We start from the raw sequence: 21,537 nt of genomic DNA on the forward strand, positions 1-21,537 counted from the left end.
ACAAATGCTATGGACGCAAGGACGGTCAGACTTCCCAGCTGGAACACTTCCGGTCAACTGTTTTGCGCGACACTCCCAAACGGCGGGCTGCCTCGGCCCGGTTGCCATCACAGGCATCCAGCACATGCATAATATGACGCTGAGTGACCAGGTCCAGGGATTCAACCGCCGCCACACCGGTAATGCCGCCCTTGCCGGCAAACTCCTCGGGAAACTCCCCCAGGATCACCGAGCGTTCGATAAGATTGCGCAGCTCCCGCACATTTCCAGGCCAGTCATAGCGTGAAAACTTCAGTAAAGTATCTTCATTCAGCTCCAAGGCCGCCATGCCAAGACTGCTGGCAAATTGCTCCATGAACAGGGCAGCCAACTCGACAATGTCTTCGACCCGATCCTTCAGCGGCGGCATCTGGATCTCAACCACATTGATCCGATGATAGAGATCAGCACGGAACCGCCCGTCTGCCACGGCCTGTTGCAGATCCGCGTTGGTGGCAAAAAGAAAACGCAGGTTGAGCGGGATATCCCGTTCCGCCCCGACCGGGCGCACCCGCTGATCCTCCAGCACCCGCAGCAGTGCCGCCTGAACCTGATCCGGCATCTGCGCCACTTCATCCAGAAACAGCGTGCCGCCATCCGCATGCAAAAACAGACCATCCCTGCGCCGGTTCTGATCGTCAATCTGTCCAAATAGCTCATGGGCAATGCGGTCCGGCGCGATCGCCGCGCAGTTCACCGCCACAAAGGGTTTTTCCGCACGGTCCGACAGCGAATGCAGGGTCCGCGCCGCGATCTCCTTGCCGGTGCCGCTGGCTCCGGTGAACAAGACCGGTGTCGGCAGCGGCGCCAAGCGGTGCAGCATATCGCGGGCCTGGCTGATGGCTGCGGATTTGCCCAACAACCGGCCCCGCCCCGTCGCGCCCTCAGCCGAGAGTTCGTGTTTCAGCAGATAGTTTTCCCGCCGCAGGTATTTGCGGTCCAGCGCCCGGGCGATCGAGTTTAGGATCTGATTGGCCCGAAACGGTTTGAGCACAAAATCCGCCACCCCAGCCCGCAGGGCCAGGATCGCGGTTTCCAGATCGGCATAGGCGGTGACCAGGATAGTGTCGGCAAACAATCCCACCCGGCGTTGTTCCTGCACCCATTCCAGGCCCGTTTTTCCGGGCATGAGATTATCCAGAATGATCAGATCAAAATGCGCCTGATCCAATATGGCCGAGGCCGCAGCCGCCGAAGCCGCCTGCTCCACCCGTTTGCAACGCGGCGCCAGGATTTTGGTGAGGAAGTTGCGCATGCCTGGCTCATCATCAATCACCAGGATCGAGGCCCCGGCGAGGTTCTCACCATATTCATCGCTCGTGCTGTCAGCCGGACGCATTGCCGTTCCTATCCCGTCTCTCATCCCGGTCTCCCCCACCTGAGCCTGACGCCTTTACCCGCAAAAATCAAACCTCTGACTTTGCAGCCCACCTATTCGGCGGGCGTGGCAGAGCTGTCTTTAGGGGCCTGCGCTTGCTCGCGCTGCACCTCTTCCAGCCAGATCGAGTGGTGCTGTTTGGCCCAGGCCTCGTCTACCTCGCCCGACCCCATGGCATCATAAGCGCCTTCCATGCCAACCGAGCCGATGTAGATATGGGCAATGATAATTGCCATCAGCACAAAGCCCAGAATGGCATGCCAGGCCTGCGCCAGCTGCATTTCTTCCTGTGGCGCCAGCTCTACCGGGAACAGGCCCAATCCCAACAGCTCGGACAGGCCCGAGGCATTCAGCAGGCCAAATGTCTTGGCAAAGAGCGGCAATTCATAGGGGAACAGCAAAGACACTCCCGACAGCGAGATTGAGGTGCCAAACAGCACCACGGACCAAAAGATCATCTTTTGTCCGGCGTTGAATTTCTTGGCAGGTGGGTGGGCTGAACCGATGATGCCGCCGAACTGACGCAGCCAGACCAGGTCCGTACGATTGGGAATATTGTGCACCGCCCACATCACAAAGATCATCACCAACCCGAGAATAAACCCCCAGGCCACCGTGTTATGCAGCCATTTGCTCAGGTCCAACAGCGCCGCATTGGGCGCTTTGCCCAAATAGGGCGCAATGACCAGCCGACCAAACAGGGACAATAGCCCGGTCACCCCCAGCACGATGAATGACCCTGCCAACAGCCAGTGACCAATGCGTTCGATGGCTTTGAACCGCGTCACGGTGCGCCCGGTTTTTTCGCCATCAATGCGAATTCTGCCGCGCAAGACAAAGAACACCAAAAGCACACCAATCGTGCCCAGCAACAGCCAGCCGCCATACTGGCGCAAGGGACCTTCACGGAACGCGAGCCAGCGCATGCCGCCGTCCTGCACCAGCACCTTGGCAACCTCGCCGCCGCTGGAGACCTTCACATCGGCAGTGCCGTAGCGCAGCTGCCGCCACAGTTCAGGGTCGGAAACCCCGCCCAGGGTGCCCAGCTGGGCGCTTATCGCCGCTGCGGATTCCGGGTCCCCGGTGTTGTCTTTGCGAAAACTGTCATCCAGCGCCTGCCCCCGTTGCCGCGCCAGAATATCATCTAGGGTCTGCGCGCCACCGGTTGCACTGCGGTCCACTGCCCCCGTTGCGTCTGTCGTGACCGCCTGCGCCACCGCTACGTCGGAGATCAGGAAGAAACACAGCGTAAGCTGCACGAAAAATAGAGATGCCAGGCGCAGCATGGGCCACACTCCTTTGCAGGTCACAAATTTGAATACAAGAGATCGCGGACGGCCCACATCACGCAGGCCGCCCCCGTATCACGCGAACGTCAAAGGCGGTTAACCGCCCTTTTGTTCATAGGCTGTGCCCCAGCCCCAAGCACCGGAGCCAAAGCCACGTGCCACGATACGTTCCCGGTAGATCGCCGAAACAGTATCGCCGTCACCAGCCAGCAGAGCCTTGGTGGAACACATCTCGGCGCAGATGGGCAGCTTGCCTTCGGCGATCCGGTTGCGGCCATATTTGGAGAACTCCGCATTGGAATTGTTCTCCTCGGGGCCACCGGCGCAGAAGGTGCATTTGTCCATCTTGCCACGGCTGCCAAAGCTGCCGGCCTGTGGATATTGCGGCGCGCCAAAGGGACACGCATAGAAGCAATAGCCGCAGCCAATACAGAGATCTTTGGAGTGCAGCACCACACCGTCATCGGTCTGGTAGAAGCAGTCCACCGGGCAAACGGCCATGCAGGGCGCATCGGAACAATGCATACAGGCCACCGAGATCGAACGTTCACCGGGTTTGCCATCATTGATGGTGACAACGCGGCGACGGTTGATCCCCCAGGGGACTTCGTGCTCGTTTTTACAGGCGGTTACGCAGGCATTACATTCAATGCAGCGTTCGGCGTCGCAGAGGAACTTTGCTCTTGCCATGTTTCTCTCTCCTTATGCTGCAGTGATTTTGCAAAGAGTGCATTTGCTCTCTTGCATTTGCGTGACGCTGTCATAGCCATAGGTGAAGGCCACGTTGGCACTTTCACCCAGGACGTAGGGGTCTGATCCTTCGGGGTATTTGTCCCGCAGATCCTTGCCCTGGAAATGGCCGCCAAAGTGGAAGGGCATAAAGGCAACGCCCGCCCCCACCCGTTCGGTGACCATGGCCATGACCTTGACCTTGCCGCCCTCTGGGCCTTCGACCCAGCACTGTTCGCCGTCACGTACGCCCAGATTATTGGCGTCGCGTGTGTTGATTTCGACAAACATGTCCTGCTGCAATTCCGCCAGCCAAGGGTTCGAGCGCGTCTCTTCACCACCGCCCTCATATTCCACCAGTCGCCCGGAGGTGAGGATGATCGGATAGTCCTTGGAGACATCGTTTTTCTGGATCGACGCATACAGGGTCGGCAGACGATAAGACTGACGGTCCTCATATGTCGGGTAGTCTGCAACCAGATCACGACGGTTGGTATACAGCGGCTCGCGGTGAATTGGCACCGGATCCGGGAAGGTCCAGACCACGGCGCGGGCCTTGGCATTGCCAAAGGGCGCACATTCGTGCTTGATCGCCACCCGCTGGATCCCGCCGGACAGGTCGGTTTTCCAGTTGGTCTTGGGACCTGCCACGGCCTCGATCGAGGCGCGCTCTGCGTCCGTCAGGTCGCCATCCCAGCCCAGATCCATCAGCATCTGCATGGTGAATTCAGGGTATCCGTCCTGGATTTCCGAATTCTTGCTGTAGACGCCTTCGGCCAGCAGGTTGTCGCCATCACGTTCAACGCCAAAACGGGCACGGAAGGTAAGACCACCCTCAGAGACCGGCCGCGACATATCATAGAGATTTGGCGTGCCGGGGTGGTTCATCTCGGGGGTGCCCCAGCAAGGCCAAGGCAGACCATAGAAATCGCCATCCGCAGGGCCACCCACAGCCCGCAACGTGGTGCGGTCAAAGGTGTGCTGGTTGGCCATATGCAGTTTCAGCCGCTCCGGGCTTTGACCGGTATAGCCAATGGTCCAGAGACCCTTGTTGAACTCCCGGGTGATGCTTTCCACCACAGGTGTCTCGGGGTCTTCCATTTCGATATTGCGGAACAGACGGTCCGCCCAGCCGAACTTGTTGGCGAACTTGGCCATGATGACCTCATCCGGCAGGCTTTCAAACAGCGGTTCGACCACGCGGTCACGCCACTGGAACGAGCGGTTTGACGCGGTGACAGAGCCACGGGTTTCAAACTGGGTACAGGCCGGCAGCAAATAGACGCCATCGGTACGATCCTGCAAAACAGCTGAAACCGTTGGATAGGGGTCGATCACGACCATCATATCCAGCTTTTCCATCGCCGTTTTCATTTCCGTCATCCGGGTCTGCGAATTGGGCGCGTGCCCCCACAGAACCATCGCCCGCACGTTGTTGGGCTGATCGATGTTGTCCTTATCTTCAAGGATGCCATCAATCCAGCGGCTGACAGGAATGCCTTTGAGGTTCTGCAGGCTCTTGTCCTTGCCGTCGGCGCCTTTCAGCATGTCGAACTGATTGGCAAGCCACTCGGGGTCTTCTTCCCAGACCCGTGCCCAGTGGGCCCAGGCCCCTTTGGACAACCCGTAGTAACCCGGCAAAGTATGCGAAAGCACGCCCAGATCGGTGGCGCCCTGCACGTTGTCGTGGCCACGGAAGATATTGGTGCCGCCGCCAGAGGCGCCCATGTTGCCCAGCGCCAGCTGCAGGATGCAATAGGCGCGGGTGTTGTTGTTGCCGGTGGTGTGCTGCGTACCACCCATACACCAGATCACCGTACCTGGACGGTTGTTGGCCAGGGTGCGCGCAACGCGCTGCAACTGCTCACCCGGCGCGCCAGTGACGCGCTCGACCTCTTCAGGGGTCCAGTGTTTCACCTCATCGCGGATCTGTTCCATACCCCAGACACGGGTGCGGATGAACTCTTTGTCCTCCCAACCGTTCTCAAAGATATGCCACAGAATACCCCAGACCAGCGCCACATCGGTGCCGGGACGGAAACGGACATATTCATCCGCATGGGCCGCGGTGCGGGTAAAGCGTGGATCACACACGATAACCGGCGCGTTGTTCTGCTCCTTGGCCTTCAAGAGGTGCAACAGCGACACGGGGTGTGCCTCGGCCGGGTTGCCACCGATGATGAAGATCGATTTGGAGTTATGGATGTCGTTGTAGGAGTTGGTCATGGCGCCGTAGCCCCATGTATTTGCCACACCTGCCACAGTTGTCGAGTGACAGATCCGCGCCTGGTGGTCGACGTTATTGGTGCCCCAGTATGCGGCAAATTTGCGGAACAGATAGGCCTGTTCGTTGTTGTGCTTGGCAGAGCCCAGCCAATAAACGCTGTCGGGGCCGCTTTCTTCGCGGATGTCCATCATGCCGCCGCCGATCTCGTCGATGGCCTGATCCCAAGAGATGCGCTTCCATTCACCGCCCTCTTTTTTCATTGGGTACTTCAGACGGCGCTCGCCATGGGCGTGTTCGCGCACCGAGGCGCCTTTGGCGCAATGTGCCCCAAGGTTGAAGGGGCTGTCCCAACCGGGTTCCTGCCCGACCCAGACACCGCTTTGTACTTCGGCAACAACCGTGCAGCCAACGGAACAATGGGTGCAGATGGATTTAATCGTGTCGACAGCGCCTTGGGCTGCCGTGGCCGCCGTGGCCTGCGTGACCGTGCCGCCGGTGGCGCTAATCGCTGCCAATCCGCCAATGGCCAGGCCAGAGCCGCGTAAAAACGAGCGGCGGTCAACGGATGTTTCCGCGACCTTATTGAGGATCGAGCTCCGCTGGGGGCGTCTCGCAACCCCGTTGGTCTTTTTCCTAAGCATATAAACCTCCCTTGCTAACCCCTTCACATTGGAAAGAGCGCGCTTGGTTCAAGGAAACCACGTGGCGGTCGGGCGTCTCGCAACCAGTTGCCGTGTGGTCAATGAATAGTCTTGTGTGCGACCGGTGCTGGTTAGAACCGGGTGCTTTCGTAATAGGCGCGGGTATGCGCCGTATCCTGCATCTTGTCGGATGCCAGATCAGGTGCTGCGGCTGCGGCCTCTGACCCGCTGGTGGCAACCGCCACTGCAGCCAGCGGCGCAGTTGTCGCCGCCATTTTCAGAAAGTCGCGGCGGCTGCTGGCCCCCTCATCTTTCTTGCTCATGTGAACTCCTCCTCCTGGCGCAAAATGCCAGGTTTTGTTTCACGGGTTACAGCGCAGGGCCAAAGCCCAGCGCCCTTTTGCGGATTACTCCGCGCTCATCCGAAAGGCTTCAGCTTCGATCTCCATGAACTGCCGCCCGACAGCGCCGAGCGCGGCATAGAGAACCGAAGATTTGGCACCTTCGAGATCCGAAAAGAAATGTCCGGCCCAGGGGCCGATGTGTTTGCCAAAAAACTGTTTTTGCTGGACCAGATCCGAGGCCGTGCCAAAACGCCCAGCAATCATCGCGCCCATCATCTCCATCAAAGAGGCGATGTTGTCCTCAGGCTCATAGGCGTTGGGGGCACGGGTCAGCCCGCCTGCCGCCATGTCCTGGCGCAGCTGTGCCAGTGGCTTTTCGTTTAGAAAGCCCGTCAGGTAGTAGCTGGCATAGGGCAGCAGCTCGCCCCGCCCCAAACCGATGAACAGCTTGTTGAACTCCCGCTCCGCCGAGGCAGGCTTGCTATGGCGCGCCAGTTTGGCCAGGGCATTGATGGCCTCGCCCAGGGGACTGTCATCGCCCACCAACCCGGATGTCTGCCCCAGCAGCATTTCATCCGGGGGGCCAGCCAGCATAACGCCAAGATAGTTGTAGAGATCTGCGCGCATTTGGTCCTCTGCCCGGATGGGAGCAGATGGCGCAGGTGCCGCTGGCATGGTCTCTAGGTCTGTCATTATTTTTGGCTCCTTGCGGGTGGTCTCGCTGCTGCTCATGTCTGCGCCTCTGTTTCTGCAAATGAGAAACGCATGCGCCGGGGGGGCGCTGGGATCAAGGCGTCACCGGGGAGAGCAGCCTCTTCGTCCAGATCGGCCTGGGCTGCTGCCAGTTCATTTGCACGCTGGCCGACCTGTTGCGACGCGGCGGCAGCAACTGATGGCGCCTCCCCGGTGGCTGCGACCTCGGCCGCCGAAGACGCCTGCGGGTCGTCCGACTCGGCCTCGGCAGCGATCCGCTCGGCCTCAGCTTGCTCTGTTGCGGCATCCTGTGCCGCAGCCTCCTGGGCCAGCGCTTCGACATGTTTGGTCATGCCTTTGCCCACCTGATAGGCGGTTTGCAGCCCCTCAATGACACAGGCCGCATCGGTAAAGTCCTCGCCATAATCCACCAGCCCATCGACGCAGGCAAGCACTGGATTAGCGCGCCACAGATGCCGCAGGGCGCGGGTCTTGATGCGCGCGGGAACCTGATCGGTCAGAAAGATCTTGAAATCATCCCCGTCCTTAAGGCTCTCGGGAGCAGGCAGATCCAGCGCGGAAAGGATTTCGTCGTCGCTTTGCTCAGCGAGTTCCGCCTCCCGTGCCGCAGCCTCTGCCGCGACCTCCGCCCGCTGTTCTGCCTCTGCCTCGGCGGCCACGGCGGCCTGTCGGCGGGACCAGAAATCACCCCTGCTCATTGCATGCGCCCCTTTTTGGCCAAGGAAGGCGAGCGGTACACATCCGTAAGCTGGGCAATGCGCGGATCGCCAATGCCATCTTCGCTACCGCCGATATCCTTGTTGTCCCGGCGCCGTTTCTTGAACTCTTCTTCCTGGAAATGCGCCAGGGTGAATTCACGCAGCCAGGCCACCAGCCCCGAGGGCATCGCCACCTTCTCCACCAGTTCTTCGCCACTGTCGGCATAGTCCTGCGCCTCAAACGGTGAGGCGGTGATCAGGGTGACCTCCAGCGGGAATTCCCCCTCGCTGGCCTCGCGCAGGATCACATAGACACTCGGGGGATTGGTGGTCAGCGCCTGCATGTAGGCCTCTGCTTCGGCGCGGTGCAGTTCCAGTGGCAGGGTCGCGGCATGGTATTCTCTGACACCGCCCTCGCTGCGCAACAGCTGCCAATCCGCCGCCGACGCGGCAGGCAAGAGCCCCGAGACCGTCCAATTCCATTTGGCCCAGCGGGTAACGCCCGGAGAGCGGCGCAAAACCACGCCCACCGGCATCACGTCAGTTTTCTGTGTGGTTTGACTCACCCTGTCACGACACCCTTTGTCATTTCCCACTGTCACGGCTGCAGTCCAATCGCAAAACGCCGGACCGTCACTGGTTGCAGCAAGATTGCGCCGACAACGCCGCGTCACGAAAGCCCAAAAAGCAGGCAGCTAGAGAAAACCTCCGCAGCGGGACAAATTGGGGTGCTGCGCATTGACCACCACCTCCCTGCGGTCGAAATGTCTATTTCGACAAAAAAGATCAGGAACCTCCTGTGTCGGTAAATGGCGAATCACCCGTTCTCCAAACCTGCCTGCGGGGCGGCTGTTGCAACTGAAACCCGGTTTACCTCGACAAAGAAACAGAGCTAGTCTGACCTCCCAGCAAGCCGTCGATCCAACAGGATTTTACCGGAAAATTCGCGAGGCAAAGAATGACCAAGCAATTGATTTTATGTGATTGTTCAGGGACACAGACCCTCAACGCAGATGCCCTCTCCAAGGCAACGGGCCTGGGGTGCAGCCGCGTTCATACTGCCCTGTGCACCACCCAGGTCGAGACCACTGCGGCGGCAATTTCAGGCGGCGATCCGGTGATTTGCTGCACCCAGGAAAAAAGATTCTTCGCCGATCTGGCGGCGGAATTGGACCAGCCAGAGCCGCCTTTGCTTGACCTGCGGGACAGGGCAGGCTGGACCGCTGATACCGGTGATTTACTACCCAAAATGTCCGCCCTCATCGCCGAGGCCTGCTTGGATGTCTCCCCCGGAAAATCCGTGGATGTGACCAGCGAGGGGCTTTGCCTGATCCTGGGGGCGCCTGAGCTGGCCCTGGCCGCCGCTGAACGTCTGCAAGACGTGCTGGGGGTCACTGTGCTGTTGGATACAGATAAAAATGCCCCCACCCTGGAGCCGATGAACCTTGCCCCAGGGCGCGAATTTGATGTGATCCGAGGCAAGTTACGGCGCGCACAGGGCGCTTTGGGGCAGTTCCAAGTCAGCATTGATGCGCTACAACAGCTGGATGTGGCGGGACGCCAGTGGAGCTGGACGGCCGCACGTGATGGCGCCCTGTCGGACTGCGATCTCATCCTGGATCTGCGCGGCGACACCCCCCTGTTTCCGGCCCCGGACAAACGCGAAGGCTATCTGCGCGCCGATCCCAAGAACCCGCAGGCGGTTGCCGATGTCATTCTGGCAGCCTCGCAGATGGTGGGAACCTTTGAAAAACCGCTGTACCTGCGCCATGAGGCGCTGCTGTGCGCCCATTCCCGCGCTGCTCAGTCCGGCTGTAGCAAATGCCTGGACCATTGCCCCACCTCGGCGATCAGCTCTGCCGGGGATCAGGTCAGCATTGACCCGATGATCTGCGCCGGCTGCGGCGCCTGCGCCGCGCTTTGCCCCTCTGGGGCGATCACCTACGATGCGCCGACCACCGATGACCAATTCCGCCGCATCCAGACCCTGGCCAAGGCCTACCTCGATGCCGGAGGTCAAAGCCCCCGTTTGCTGGTGGTGGCCCCCCATGGCAGCGAGATGATCAGCCTCGCGGCACGCTTTGGCCGTGGCTTGCCTGCGGATGTGGTGCCGCTGGAGGTGACCGCGCTCAATGCCTTTGGCCATGCAGAAATCCTTGCGGCGCTGGCCGCCGGTTTTGCTGATGTCTCACTGCTGCTGAGCCCCGGCATTGACCATGAGGTACAGCAAACCGAGCTGGACCTGGCGCTGGCAATTAGCGGCGCGGGCAAGGCGCGGCTGCTGGATATTGCAGACCCCGACCTGCTGAGCGATGCGCTGTATGATGCGCAGGTCTCCCAACCGCTGGCGACGCCGATCCGGCCAATGGGGTCACGCCGCCAGATCACCCGTCAGGCCGCCATGGCGCTGCAGCCAGAGGCGCAGCAGCTGCCCCTGCCCGCACAGGCCCCCTATGGCGCCGTACTGGTTGATCAGGACAGCTGCACCCTGTGCCTGTCTTGTGTCTCTCTGTGTCCTTCGGGGGCCCTGGGGGACAATCCCGACCTGCCACAGCTCAGATTTCAGGAAGAGGCCTGTCTGCAATGTGGAATCTGTGCCAGCGCCTGCCCCGAGGATGCGATCTCTTTTGAGCCACGTCTCAACCTTGACCCTACTGCGCTGTCGCAGGTGGTGCTGCACGAAGAGGAGCCCTTTGCCTGCGTCGAGTGTGGCAGCCTGTTTGGGGTGAAATCCACCATCGAAAAGATCACCGAGAAACTGGCCGGGAAACACGCAATGTTCGCCCGCCCCGAAATGGCCCGGATGATTCAGATGTGCGACGACTGCCGGGTACAGGCCCAGTTCCACCAAAAAGACAGCCCATTTGCCGGAGCAGACCGCCCCAAGGTGCGCACGACAGAGGACTACCTCAGCAAACGCCGCGACCATTGAGATCCCACATGAGATCACAGGTCCGCCCGTTGGAACCAGGAGAGGCTACAGCAATTTCACTCCCCAGCGCAGTTGGCAGATGCAACAAAGCTGCAAGTCAGATAGATAAAACAAAATGAAAGAGACCCGAGCAGGCAAAGCCAGCTTGGCCTCCCATAGCCAGACAGCCAGAGCCCCCTGCCGGGCCACCATCAAAGGAGCAAGTCCCGCGTGTCCATTACCCGAGAATCCGTCCTCGCGGCGCTAAAGAACATTTCCGACCCAGTCAGCGGCCAGGACATTGTCGCCGCAGGCATCACACGCGGCCTGTCTGTTGAGGCAGGAACCGTGTTGTTTGTGTTGGAAATCGACCCTGCCAAATCAGAGCTTTATGGCCCGGTCCGGGATCAGGCTGAGGCCGTTGTCAAAGACCTTGATGGCGTTGAGAAGGTCTCGGTGATGCTGACCGGCCATGCTGCCAAGGCGCCGCCCCCGGATTTGAAGCCGTCAAAACCAGCCACGCCGCAGGGGCCACAAAAGATCCCCGGCGTAGATCGCATTCTCGCGGTGGCATCGGGCAAGGGCGGCGTGGGAAAATCCACCGTCTCTGCCAATCTCGCCTGCGCGCTGGCCGCTCAGGGACGCCGTGTTGGCTTGCTGGACGCTGATGTCTATGGCCCCTCGCAACCCCGGATGCTGGGCGTCTCTGGCCGCCCCGCCAGCCCCGACGGCAAAACCATCCTGCCGCTGCGCAATCACGGCGTCACCATGATGTCCATTGGCCTGATGACCAATGACGATCAGGCGGTGGTCTGGCGCGGGCCGATGCTGATGGGGGCGCTGCAGCAGATGATGATGCAGGTACAATGGGGCGCTTTGGATGTGCTGATTGTTGATCTGCCGCCGGGCACCGGCGATGTGCAGATGACCCTGGCGCAAAAGGCCCAGGTGGATGGCGCTGTGATCGTCTCCACCCCGCAGGACGTGGCGCTGATTGATGCCCGCAAAGGCATTGATATGTTCAACAAGCTGAACGTGCCGATCCTGGGCATGATTGAAAACATGTCGACCCATATCTGCTCCAACTGCGGCCACGAGGAACATGTCTTTGGTCACGGTGGTGTGGCAGCTGAAGCGGCCAAGCTGAACGTGCCGCTGCTGGCAGAAATCCCGCTGCATCTGGATGTACGCCTGGCGGCAGATAGCGGCGCGCCCATCGTGGCCGCCAAACCCGACAGCGCCCAGGCAAAAGCCTTTATCGACGTTGCAGCGGCCCTGGTGGAGCGCGGCGCCGCATGAGCCAGCTCTCCTTCCCGCCCTTGATGTCTGGCCACGCGCTGACCGGACAGGAAGACCCATTTGAAACCGCCTGCCAGCGGGCGATCCTGGGCTGTGACGCGGGATTGGTGACCTATAATCTGGGCGTGGACCTGCTGCGGGCCGCCTTGGTTTTTGCCCCAGAGGTACCCCTGCACAAGGCCATGGCCATGTTGCCCACATGTGGGATCGGCTTGCAGAACGCTCTGGGAGCACTGGCCCCGCCCGAAGTCGCGGTGCACCTGGAATGGGGCGGAGGTCTGCGCATCAATGGCGGGCGTTGTGGCAGACTGCGCATCGCGGCCAGCAGCGATGACCCGGACACCATACCAGACTGGCTGGTGGTGGGGCTGGAAATGCCCCTGTGGCCGGGTCGCGATGACACCGGAGAAACCCCCGACCAAACCGCGCTCTATGCCGAGGGCTGCGCTGATGTGCAGGCCCCGGCTCTGGTTGAAAGCTGGGCGCGCCATGCCCTGCACTGGATCAACCGCTGGGAGCAAGACGGGCTAGCGCCCCTGCATGCCGAATGGCGCGGGCTGGCCCATGGGGTTGGCGAAGAGACGCAGTTGAATGGCGTCTCCGGTACCTTCCTCGGCGTCGATGAAGACTTTGGCATGCTGCTGCGCGATGCCGACACAACCCGGCTTATTCCTCTGACCACACAACTGGAGACTTGATGATGTATCTCGCCCGCGCCATCCATTTTGACGAGAGCGATCAGAATGTCTTTGCCAATCCGGCCCGCACTGGGGAATGGTGTATTTCCGGCGGCTTTGAATTCTCCAACTGGGTAGAGGACGACCTGACCGGCAAACAACGCCAGGCCTTTGCCAATGGCTGGCTTGGGCTGGAAACCTCTGGCCGGGTGACCTTTGTCGCCGTCACCCAGATTGAGGAGGCTGAGCTGGAGGAGCTGACTGATGTTCTGGCTCAGCATTTTGTAGACTTCTATGGCGCCCCGGATCTTGCCAGCGCCCGCCCTGTGGCCACCGAAGAGCTGACACAAATGCGCGATCTCTGCGCTGAAAACCCGCCCAACACGCTGCTCACCGTCGCACGCGAGCTCAGCGACGCCGGGGTGAGAGAGAGCTTCCGCAGCATCGAGCCGCAATCAGCAGGGCTCGAACAGTTCGCCATTCATGTCACCCCGGAAGACTGACCTCCCCGGCAAGGCAGCTCTCCCGCCCGTCGATAGATCCTTGCAGGATCTTCTCCCGTTGGGCCCAGCGCCGCTGACGCGCCGCCGAACTCTTTTTTTCAGAAGAGACAGGTCAAGGGCCGCAACGCGGCCCTGCCGATAGGCAGGGTTTACCCTTGAGGTGTCTCTGATCCAATAAAATAGATAGGGTCCTTGCGGGGCAAACCTGCCCCTTAAGGACCTCTCAGCAGATCTTTTTTTGCGCCGCGCAGCGGCGCCGGGCCCAAGGCCGCCAAGGGGCAGCAGGCAAAGCCAGCTGCCCCTGCGGGGGCGGGAGCTCCCCTTGCTCCGTTTAGCAGGAGATATCTGCGCGACACGGGTTTGCCAAAAAAACCGGCGCAGCCCTCAGGCATATTTTTCCAGAAAAGCCTCTGCGGTGAGCTTACGGAAATCTGGCAGGCAGGTGCGCAGGCGGGCGTGGTCCCAGTCCCACCAGGCCAGCTCCATCATCTGCTCAGCCACCAGCGCTGGATAGCGACGCCGGATCAGCCGCGCCGTGTTGCCACCAACAATCGTATACGGTGCCACATCCTTGGTCACCACCGAGCCGGAAGCAACAACAGCCCCATGACCAATGGTCACCTCTGGCTTGATCAAAGCACCATGGCCAATCCAGGTATCATGGCCAATCTGCGCCCGCCGACTGGCGCGGTGCGCGAACCAATCCGCATCATCGGTGACATCATCCCAATACGATGCAGACCGATAATGGAAATGGTGCAGCGAGGCCTTTTCCATCGGATGATCCGTGGCCCCGATCCGGGTGGCGCTGGCAATATTGGAGAATTTCCCCACCTGCGCATTGGCGATATCGCAGTTACGGTCACAATAGGAATAGTCGCCAATATCACTATTGGCCACGCGACTGCCTGCGCCAATCTCAACATAGGCACCAAAACGACTGTCGCTGATCTGGCACTCGGGGTGAATAAACGGGGTCTCTGAGGAGAGTTTCGGCATCGGGGCACTTTCCAATATTGGCCCTTGCCGCTCCGATGGAATGGCAAGGGGTGTTAGGTCTAGACGGGGTCTTTCGCTTCAGGGCAGCAGGAAGGCCTTGCCGTCAGCGCGTGCCTTGCGCTTGGTCTTGCCCCCCTCACCCTTGATCAGACGACGGCGTAGCCAGCCCGACAGCCAATCCATCATCATCACCATCAAGATGATCAACACGATGTAATAGGCCACCTCTTCCCAGTCCTTTTGGGTGATGATCGCCTGGGTCAGCAGCAAGCCGATACCGCCCCCGGTAATAGCCCCAATGATGGTGGCAGAGCGGGTGTTGGATTCCAGGAAATACAACAGCTGGCTCAGCAGCACCGGAGTGATCTGCGGGATCACTCCAAAGCGATAGCGCTGCGCCGGTTTTGCCCCGGTTGAGGCAATGCCTTCGATCTGTTTTTCATCGACATTTTCCAGGGCTTCCGAGAAAATCTTGCCGAAGGTGCCGGTATCCGTCACCAGAATGGCCAGGGCACCCGTCAAAGGACCGGGGCCAAAGGCGCGCGCCAGGACCACGGTCCAGATCAGCGAGTCAACGCCGCGCAAAAAGTCAAAGAACCGGCGCGCAACAAACCTGAGCGGGCCAAAGGGCGAGAAGTTGCGTGCGGCAACAAAGGCCAACGGCAGGGCAATGATACCCGCACCAATGGTGCCGAGGAAGGCCATCAGCAGTGTCTCGGCGATGGCCCAGGCAACATCCCTGTGGCGCCACATCTTGTTGTTCCAGAAATCATTCAGGATTGCCCCGGCTTCGCCTGTTGCCGCGCGGGTCAGCACCTCGCCGATGCTCAGCCCATGATAGGGGCTGTCGAGAGTGAAAAAGAACAGCTCCCAGCCGTTGAAATACCGAAAGACCTCAGCGCGGTTGCGGGTGACAGTAAGGCGACCGGCATCGGTTTTGATCGCCAGACGGTTCTTGGACACACTGATCCAGTCTGGCACATCGCCAGCGGGCAATTCTGCCTGGACACCTTTGGCGCGGGTCGGGGTCGCGCGGACCAGACCATAGCCCGGAATGTCATATTCAATGCTTTCAGCACCAAAGCGCACCAGATGACCGTTTTCCAGGTCAATCGCAGTCTCAGCCCCTGCGGTCTCACCCAGCGAAACCCAGGCTGGGCTGTCACCTTCAGGATAGGCGCCTTTGCGCTCGCCCTCAATGGCCACCGAGACCGAGCCATCGCGGTTGTCCCGCGTCACATGGGTTTTGTAACTATAGGTGTCACTCACCAGGGTCTGGGCGTTCTGCCAGCTGACCCGCTGCCACAGGCCTGCCATGTCAAAGGCCACAAAGACATAACCCATATAGACCAGGATCAGGGCGGGCACGGCAAAATTCAGCAGTTTCTTTTTGAAAAACAGGCGGTCCATGTCCTGTTTCAAAGTCGCGGGGGTCAGGTCGGCCTCTAGAATGGTCATGCCTTGGCTCCATGGATCAAACGGTCACGCATGCCGCTCGAGATCTGATCGACCACGACGATGGTGATAAACAACAACAAGAAAATGGCGGCGGCCTCATCGTAGCGGCCCTGGCCCCAGGACATGGCGTTTTTCAGCTCGTAGCCAATGCCGCCAGCGCCAACGAAACCCAGAATGGCCGAGGCGCGAATGTTGATTTCAAACCGCAACAGGGCGTAGCTCACATAGTTTGGCCCCACCTGCGGGATGACGCCCAGCCACATGCGCTGCCCCCAGCTGCTGCCAACGGATTCAAGCCCCTCGACAGGTTTCAGCGAGGCGTTTTCATTCACTTCGGAGAACAGCTTGCCCAGGGCGCCAGCGGTGTGGATTGCAATGGCAATCATCGCAGGCACCGGGCCGCCACCAAGCAGGAAGATCAGGACCAGGGCGATGACAATTTCAGGAATGGCGCGACAGATATCCATGATCCGGCGAAACAGCGGGATAAGGCGCGGCCAGGGCGCCATGCCACGGGTCGACAACAGCGACAACAGGGTGCCAAAGACCAGCCCCACAAGGGTAGAGGCAGCGGCGATATTCAGCGTCTCGATCAGGGCTGGAAAAAAGTTGACCAGATGACCGGGAAGCTCTGTAACTTTCTCGCTGGCTTCCGCCAGAACTTCGTTCGGGTAGTCAAAAACATGGGTGATACCGTCATAAAACGAGCCAGCATTGCGGCCGTCAGCGGTACGGAACCCTGCCATCATCAAGGCGACAAACACCACCAAAATTATGCCGCCATAAAGACGCTTGCGCCGGGTCATCTCGCCATATTGGGCGCGAATATCGGCCGTCGTTAGGGGCGCTGCGGTCAGATCTGCCATCGTTGCCGTCCTGATTTGGGAAACTGTGATCCAGGGCCGCTCCGGGCCGGTCGATCACTGGGAAACGGGGTCCGGACATTGCTGCCCGGACCCCGAAGAAAGAACCACGTGGAAGTCTTAGTTGGACTTCAGCTTGCGGGCTTCGATGATTGCCTGGTAGGCGTCGTGACCGATTGGCATAACGCCTTTGGCCTCACCGGAGAGCACACCATAGGCGCACTCAGGATCCATTGAGGGCAGCGAAGCCATCAGGGCGGTGAATTTGACTTTGACGTCTTCTGGCAGGTCTTTGCGCAGAACGATTGGACCTTCTGGGATTGGCTTGGACTGCCAGATCTGCACCAGGTCGTTCATGTCAACCAGGCCGGCATCCACAGCGCGACGCAGGGCGCCAGAATTGTAGCCGTCTTCCCAGTTGCCCAGACCGTCAGCCCAGGTCACACCGCCGTCAAAATCGCCATTGTTGACGCCAACGATGGTCTGCTCGTGACCGCCGGAGAATTTGACTTCGCCAAAGTAATCGCCCGAAGTCATGGTGGCACCGGTGATTTCAGGGATCTCGATCGACGGGATCAGGAAGCCGGAGGTCGAGTTAGGGTCGCCAAAGCCAAAAACTTTGCCCTGCATGTCTTCCAGCGAGGTAATGCCGCTGTCGGCGCGCGCAAAGCCTACCGAGTAGTAGCCGTAGCCGCCGTCCTCGTTGACTTTAACCAGGATTGGCTCAACCGCTTCTGGGTCGGACAGGTAAGTTTTTGCATAACCGGAGGCACCCAGCCACGCCATGTCGAGGGTGCCGCCCAGCAGACCCTGGATAACACCGTTATAGTCGGCAGGGGCAAACAGCTTGGTTTCAACACCCAGCAGCTCTTCGGTTTTGGCGCGCAGGCATTCGTTGTTGTTCAAACGGTCCTGAGCGTTCTCGCCGCCCAGGAGACCAATGCGGAACTGAGTGATTTCTTCGGCCATGACGGGTGTGGTCAGGGCAGTCGAGGCCAGAGCGGCCAGCAGCAGTTTTTTCATCTTTTTTCTCCGGTTAAGTTTTCCCGCCCCCCCATCGGGTACGGGTGATGAAATTGGATGGTTCGGTTGTTCAGGCTTGCGCCATCTCAGCCCGGATGGTGGCATCCAGGGTGTCGATCTCGGTCGAGGTCGCCGCTTCCGAGAAACTGGCATCAGCGCCATAGATCTCACGGGCGACACCTGTGGTCAGCTGTTCCGGCAGCCCGTCAAAGACGATGCGCCCATCGCGCATACCGATGACCCGGTCGCAGTAGCGCCGTGCCGTATCCAGCGTGTGCAGGTTGGCAATCACCGTGCGTCCGTCTTCTTCATGGATGCGGCGCAGCGCCTCCATCACGGTCTGTGCGTTCATCGGATCCAGCGAGGCAATCGGCTCATCCGCCAGAATGATCTTCGGGTCTTGCATCAGCGCACGAGCAATGGCGACCCGCTGTTGTTGCCCCCCAGACAGGGCTTCGGCCCGTTTGGCGGCATGTTCGGCAATGCCGAGACGGTCCAGAATGTCGATCGCCCGGTGGATGTCATCCATCGGGAACAGATTGAACATGGTGGCAAAGGTGGAGCGGCGATTGAGCGTGCCATGCAGCACGTTGGAGACCACATCCATACGAGGCACCAGATTGAACTGCTGAAAGATCATCGCGCAATCCGACTGCCAGGCGCGCTTCGCATTCCCCCGCAGGCCGGTAATCTCGCGGTCTTCAAACAGGATGCGGCCTTCGCTGGCATCAGACAGGCGGTTGATCATCCGCAACAGGGTCGACTTGCCGGCACCTGACCGCCCGATCACTCCGATCATGCAAGGTTTGTCGATGTCCAATGTCGCGGCATCCACCGCAATCTTGTCACCAAAACGTTTCGTCAATTTATCGATGCGCAGCACAGTCGGTCCCTCTCGTTTCGGGCATTGACTAAGGCTGGCACTCAAACGATTTGTGTCAAAGGAATGAAGCTTTTGTAAATGTCATTGATTTGACTCGGCAAACAGCCCCTGTGCAGAGCGCCAGCAAGCAGTTATATGGCGGCTGAACACTCCTCTATTGTCTTTCCAAAAGGAAACCGCCCGATGTCCTTTGACCGCAAGATCAAGATTGCCCCCTCCATCCTCTCTGCTGACTTTGCCAATTTTGGCCAGGAAATTCAGGCCATCGAGGCCCAGGGCGCTGACTGGGTGCATGTGGATGTGATGGATGGCCATTTTGTGCCCAACCTCACCTTTGGCCCCATGGCGGTCAAAGCCTTCCGCCCGCATGTAAAAACCGTGATGGATGTGCATCTGATGATCTCTCCGGTGGATGCCTATATCGACGCCTACGCCGATGCTGGTGCCGATGTGCTCACCGCCCATATCGAGGCAGGTCCGCATATCCACCGCACCCTGCAGGCGATCCGTGCCGCAGGCATGAAAGCAGGTGTGGCGCTGAACCCCGGCACCCCCGCCGAAGCGGTCGCCCATCTGCTGGATCTCACCGACCTGATCTGTGTGATGACGGTAAACCCAGGATTTGGCGGGCAGAAATTCATCGACATGACGGCCAAGGTTCGTCAATTGCGCCAGATGATCGGTGACCGCCCGGTACATATCGAAATCGACGGCGGCGTAGACCCCAAGACCGCGCCACTGGTTGTTGAGGCCGGCGCTGATGTTCTGGTTGCAGGCTCGGCTGTGTTCAAGGGCGGCTCGGTGTCTAACCCCGAGGTCTATGGCGAAAACATGCGTCTTATCCGCGCCGCAGCCGAGGGTCACTGGGCCTGACCGCACCGCGCAGGACAAGAGGCCACATGTGACGCAGTCCCAGCTTTGTGGCACTGGGCATCGTTGCCCATGGGCTGTTGTTTACGGTATCAGAGCGGTCCTTTTGGGCCGCTCTTTTTGATTTAGCAAAACCGGATTGAAGATCGCAGGCTAACCTGCCCCTGTGACAGGCCCCCGGTCGCCCCAGCGTTTGCGCGTCTGCACCAGCCTATCCCCCTGGTTGCAGGAGGGTCGTGGCAATACAAATTCAATTTTCAGGAAAATTAACCGAATCAAGTCACCTTGAACCTGTCGTTTAAGGTTTGGCAGTGTTTCGCCGTCTGTTTTGCAACCGCCGAATACCGGTTGCTCCGCTGGAAGCACCCTAGCCCGCATTTCCCAAGTAACTTGACGTTTTCGCGCCTCCAACGGCCACTAATGTGTTATATTTCAGTATGTTAATTTGGCTGAAGGTGGTGGATTATGGATCACCCAGAGGGTGCACGCGAAACGGGTGATGGGCGGCTCAGTTTTGACCGCCGGGTCCGGCTGGAGTTTCATGGTTCCAAGATCAGCTCGGACGGTGGATTACTGTTGTTCAGGGAATTGGATGAAGTGCTCGGCCTGCACGACATTGCGGGCGGATTTCTGAGAGACACGCGAACTGGCCACAATCGCCTGCACTCACTGGTCGGCTTGTTGCGCCAGTCGGTCTTTGGGCGGCTGGCCGGATATGATGATGTTAATGACGCGGACCGTTTATCGCTTGATCCGGTGATGCGGCAGGTCGTTGGAGGGCGTGCCGTTGAGGCCAAGGCCGCGTCTGCGAGCCAGATGGGACGGTTCGAGACCGAGGTGTTGGCGGCAACCGACAATCGCACTGTGCTGGCGGATTTATCAGGACACTGGATCGACCGGGTTCACAATCGCAAACCGCCCAAGTGGATCACGCTCGACATGGACAGTTCAGTCAGTCCCACCCACGGCGCGCAAGAAGGCACCGCTTGGAACGGGCATTTCGGCTGCATGTGCTATCACCCGCTGTTCGTCTTCAACCAGTTTGGCCATTTGGAACGCTGCGCCCTGCGCCCCGGCAATGTTCACAGCGCAGATGGGTGGGAAGAGGTTCTGAAGCCCGTCATCGCGCGATATGCGGATCGTCACCTGATGCGGTTCTTCCGGGGGGATGCTGCGTTCGCCATCCCGGAGCTATACAAAACTCTGGAACTGGAAAACTATTTCTACGCCATCCGCCTTCGGGCCAATCGCGTTCTTCAGGGCAAGATTGCGCATCTGCTCAAGCGCCCTGTGGGTCGTCCGCCAAAAGGCGTGAAGCGCATCTACGGCGACTTCCAATATCAGGCGGCATCTTGGGACAAACCTCGTCGTGTCATCGCCAAGGTGGAATGGCATCCCAGCGAGTTGTTCCCGCGCGTGGGCTTCGTGGTCACCAACATGCCGATGGAACCCGACTGGATCATCCGCTTCTACAACCAACGCGGCACCGCCGAGCAATACATCAAGGAAGGCAAGCAGGCGATCAACTGGACCCGTTTGTCCTGCAAAGGCATGGCGCAGAACGAGGTGCGGCTGCAACTCCATGCACTGGCTTACAATATCGGTGCCTTCCTACAGGGCACTGATCTACCTGATGAGATAGCCGACTGGTCACTGACAAGCCTGCAGACGCGATTGATCAAGATTGGTGCGAGGGTTGTGCGTCACGCCCGTGCAATCACCTTCCAACTGGCCGAGGTGGCTGTCAGCGGCGATCTGTTCAACCGCATCCTTGCGGCCATACATCGGCTGCGCGCACCGCCGGTTCCCTAATGACAACATCGTTAATCATAAAACCTGAACAAAAGCGGCTCAACCGGTCTATCCATACGGGGGTCGGTCAGACCAATATCCGGATCAACCTCGCCCCCGAGACCGGAAATCGTGCTCAGTTCGCGCGTCAGATGCCCGAACAACGGCACCATGGGTCCAAGAGGCTTGATAGGAGCGCAG

General features: G+C 59.7%; 20 protein-coding genes. 6 read left to right on the plus strand and 14 right to left on the minus strand.

Translation table 11 applies throughout. From position 1 onward, the window contains the following. Positions 1-25 precede the first annotated feature (25 nt). The 8 genes from JZI28_RS15390 to JZI28_RS15425 all read right to left on the minus strand — a co-directional run bounded on the left by JZI28_RS15390 (position 26) and on the right by JZI28_RS15425 (position 8,595). Positions 26-1,402, minus strand: coding sequence for a sigma-54 dependent transcriptional regulator (locus JZI28_RS15390; protein ID WP_348155016.1), 1,377 nt, complete (start codon positions 1,400-1,402; stop codon positions 26-28). 68 nt (positions 1,403-1,470) lie between these two features. Next, positions 1,471-2,703 (minus strand): formate dehydrogenase subunit gamma, encoded by a 1,233-nt coding sequence (locus JZI28_RS15395; RefSeq protein WP_375698182.1) that lies wholly within the window; start codon positions 2,701-2,703, stop codon positions 1,471-1,473. A gap of 99 nt (positions 2,704-2,802) precedes the next feature. Then, the gene (fdh3B, locus tag JZI28_RS15400; RefSeq protein WP_027241428.1) at positions 2,803-3,396 is read right to left on the minus strand and encodes a formate dehydrogenase FDH3 subunit beta; all 594 of its coding nucleotides are present in this window, start codon (positions 3,394-3,396) and stop codon (positions 2,803-2,805) included. Between the two features lie 12 nt (positions 3,397-3,408). Further along, positions 3,409-6,303: a formate dehydrogenase subunit alpha gene (locus JZI28_RS15405; RefSeq protein ID WP_375698183.1), complete on the minus strand. Its 2,895-nt coding sequence runs from the start codon at positions 6,301-6,303 to the stop codon at positions 3,409-3,411. 131 nt (positions 6,304-6,434) lie between these two features. Next, on the minus strand, positions 6,435-6,626 hold the full coding sequence (locus JZI28_RS15410; protein ID WP_295448007.1) for a twin-arginine translocation signal domain-containing protein: 192 nt from the start codon (positions 6,624-6,626) through the stop codon (positions 6,435-6,437). Positions 6,627-6,710: 84 nt separating this feature from the next. Beyond that, complete coding sequence (locus JZI28_RS15415; RefSeq protein ID WP_295448009.1) at positions 6,711-7,340, minus strand: molecular chaperone; 630 nt, start codon at positions 7,338-7,340, stop codon at positions 6,711-6,713. 35 nt (positions 7,341-7,375) lie between these two features. Continuing rightward, the gene (locus tag JZI28_RS15420) at positions 7,376-8,059 is read right to left on the minus strand and encodes a DUF3306 domain-containing protein (RefSeq protein ID WP_375698184.1); all 684 of its coding nucleotides are present in this window, start codon (positions 8,057-8,059) and stop codon (positions 7,376-7,378) included. Further along, a complete protein-coding gene (locus JZI28_RS15425; RefSeq protein ID WP_295448117.1) occupies positions 8,056-8,595 on the minus strand; it encodes a DUF3305 domain-containing protein in 540 nt (179 codons plus the stop codon). The genes JZI28_RS15420 and JZI28_RS15425 overlap by 4 nt, the downstream gene beginning before the upstream one ends. Positions 8,596-9,017: 422 nt before the next feature. Here JZI28_RS15425 and JZI28_RS15430 point away from each other — a divergent pair, with 422 nt between their 5' ends. From JZI28_RS15430 to JZI28_RS15445, 4 genes are all read left to right on the plus strand, one after another. Next, a complete protein-coding gene (locus JZI28_RS15430) occupies positions 9,018-10,991 on the plus strand; it encodes a 4Fe-4S binding protein (protein ID WP_375698185.1) in 1,974 nt (657 codons plus the stop codon). A 210-nt stretch (positions 10,992-11,201) separates the two neighbouring features. Further along, positions 11,202-12,269, plus strand: coding sequence for an Mrp/NBP35 family ATP-binding protein (locus JZI28_RS15435; protein WP_353398259.1), 1,068 nt, complete (start codon positions 11,202-11,204; stop codon positions 12,267-12,269). Then, positions 12,266-12,967, plus strand: a complete 702-nt coding sequence (locus JZI28_RS15440) for a DUF4444 domain-containing protein (RefSeq protein WP_375698186.1) — start codon at positions 12,266-12,268, stop codon at positions 12,965-12,967. Before JZI28_RS15435 ends, JZI28_RS15440 begins: the two co-directional genes overlap by 4 nt. A gap of 2 nt (positions 12,968-12,969) precedes the next feature. Further along, a complete protein-coding gene (locus JZI28_RS15445) occupies positions 12,970-13,449 on the plus strand; it encodes a DUF6505 family protein (RefSeq protein WP_295448120.1) in 480 nt (159 codons plus the stop codon). Between the two features lie 384 nt (positions 13,450-13,833). On the opposite strand, the gene JZI28_RS15450 is transcribed toward JZI28_RS15445, so the two are convergent. The 5 genes from JZI28_RS15450 to phnC form a co-directional block, all read right to left on the minus strand. After that, complete coding sequence (locus JZI28_RS15450) at positions 13,834-14,448, minus strand: chloramphenicol acetyltransferase (protein ID WP_297341586.1); 615 nt, start codon at positions 14,446-14,448, stop codon at positions 13,834-13,836. Positions 14,449-14,526: 78 nt separating this feature from the next. Next, entirely contained in the window at positions 14,527-15,906 is a 1,380-nt protein-coding gene (gene phnE, locus JZI28_RS15455; RefSeq protein WP_375698187.1) for a phosphonate ABC transporter, permease protein PhnE, read from the minus strand. Then, a complete protein-coding gene (gene phnE / locus JZI28_RS15460; protein WP_353398250.1) occupies positions 15,903-16,772 on the minus strand; it encodes a phosphonate ABC transporter, permease protein PhnE in 870 nt (289 codons plus the stop codon). Before phnE (JZI28_RS15460) ends, phnE (JZI28_RS15455) begins: the two co-directional genes overlap by 4 nt. 117 nt (positions 16,773-16,889) lie before the next feature. After that, positions 16,890-17,792, minus strand: a complete 903-nt coding sequence (phnD, locus tag JZI28_RS15465; protein ID WP_295448033.1) for a phosphonate ABC transporter substrate-binding protein — start codon at positions 17,790-17,792, stop codon at positions 16,890-16,892. Positions 17,793-17,862: 70 nt separating this feature from the next. Next, on the minus strand, positions 17,863-18,675 hold the full coding sequence (phnC, locus tag JZI28_RS15470) for a phosphonate ABC transporter ATP-binding protein (RefSeq protein WP_295448036.1): 813 nt from the start codon (positions 18,673-18,675) through the stop codon (positions 17,863-17,865). Positions 18,676-18,858: 183 nt separating this feature from the next. Between phnC and rpe the strand changes: the two genes are divergently transcribed. Further along, positions 18,859-19,548, plus strand: coding sequence for a ribulose-phosphate 3-epimerase (rpe, locus tag JZI28_RS15475; RefSeq protein ID WP_297340034.1), 690 nt, complete (start codon positions 18,859-18,861; stop codon positions 19,546-19,548). A gap of 462 nt (positions 19,549-20,010) precedes the next feature. Beyond that, entirely contained in the window at positions 20,011-21,357 is a 1,347-nt protein-coding gene (locus tag JZI28_RS15480) for an IS1380 family transposase (RefSeq protein WP_040176196.1), read from the plus strand. Between the two features lie 11 nt (positions 21,358-21,368). On the opposite strand, the gene JZI28_RS15485 is transcribed toward JZI28_RS15480, so the two are convergent. Beyond that, on the minus strand, positions 21,369-21,509 hold the full coding sequence (locus JZI28_RS15485) for a hypothetical protein (RefSeq protein WP_158441640.1): 141 nt from the start codon (positions 21,507-21,509) through the stop codon (positions 21,369-21,371). Positions 21,510-21,537: the final 28 nt, after the last annotated feature.

The organism is Pseudophaeobacter sp. TrK17 (genome assembly GCF_042192375.1).
Lineage (GTDB): Bacteria > Pseudomonadota > Alphaproteobacteria > Rhodobacterales > Rhodobacteraceae > Pseudophaeobacter.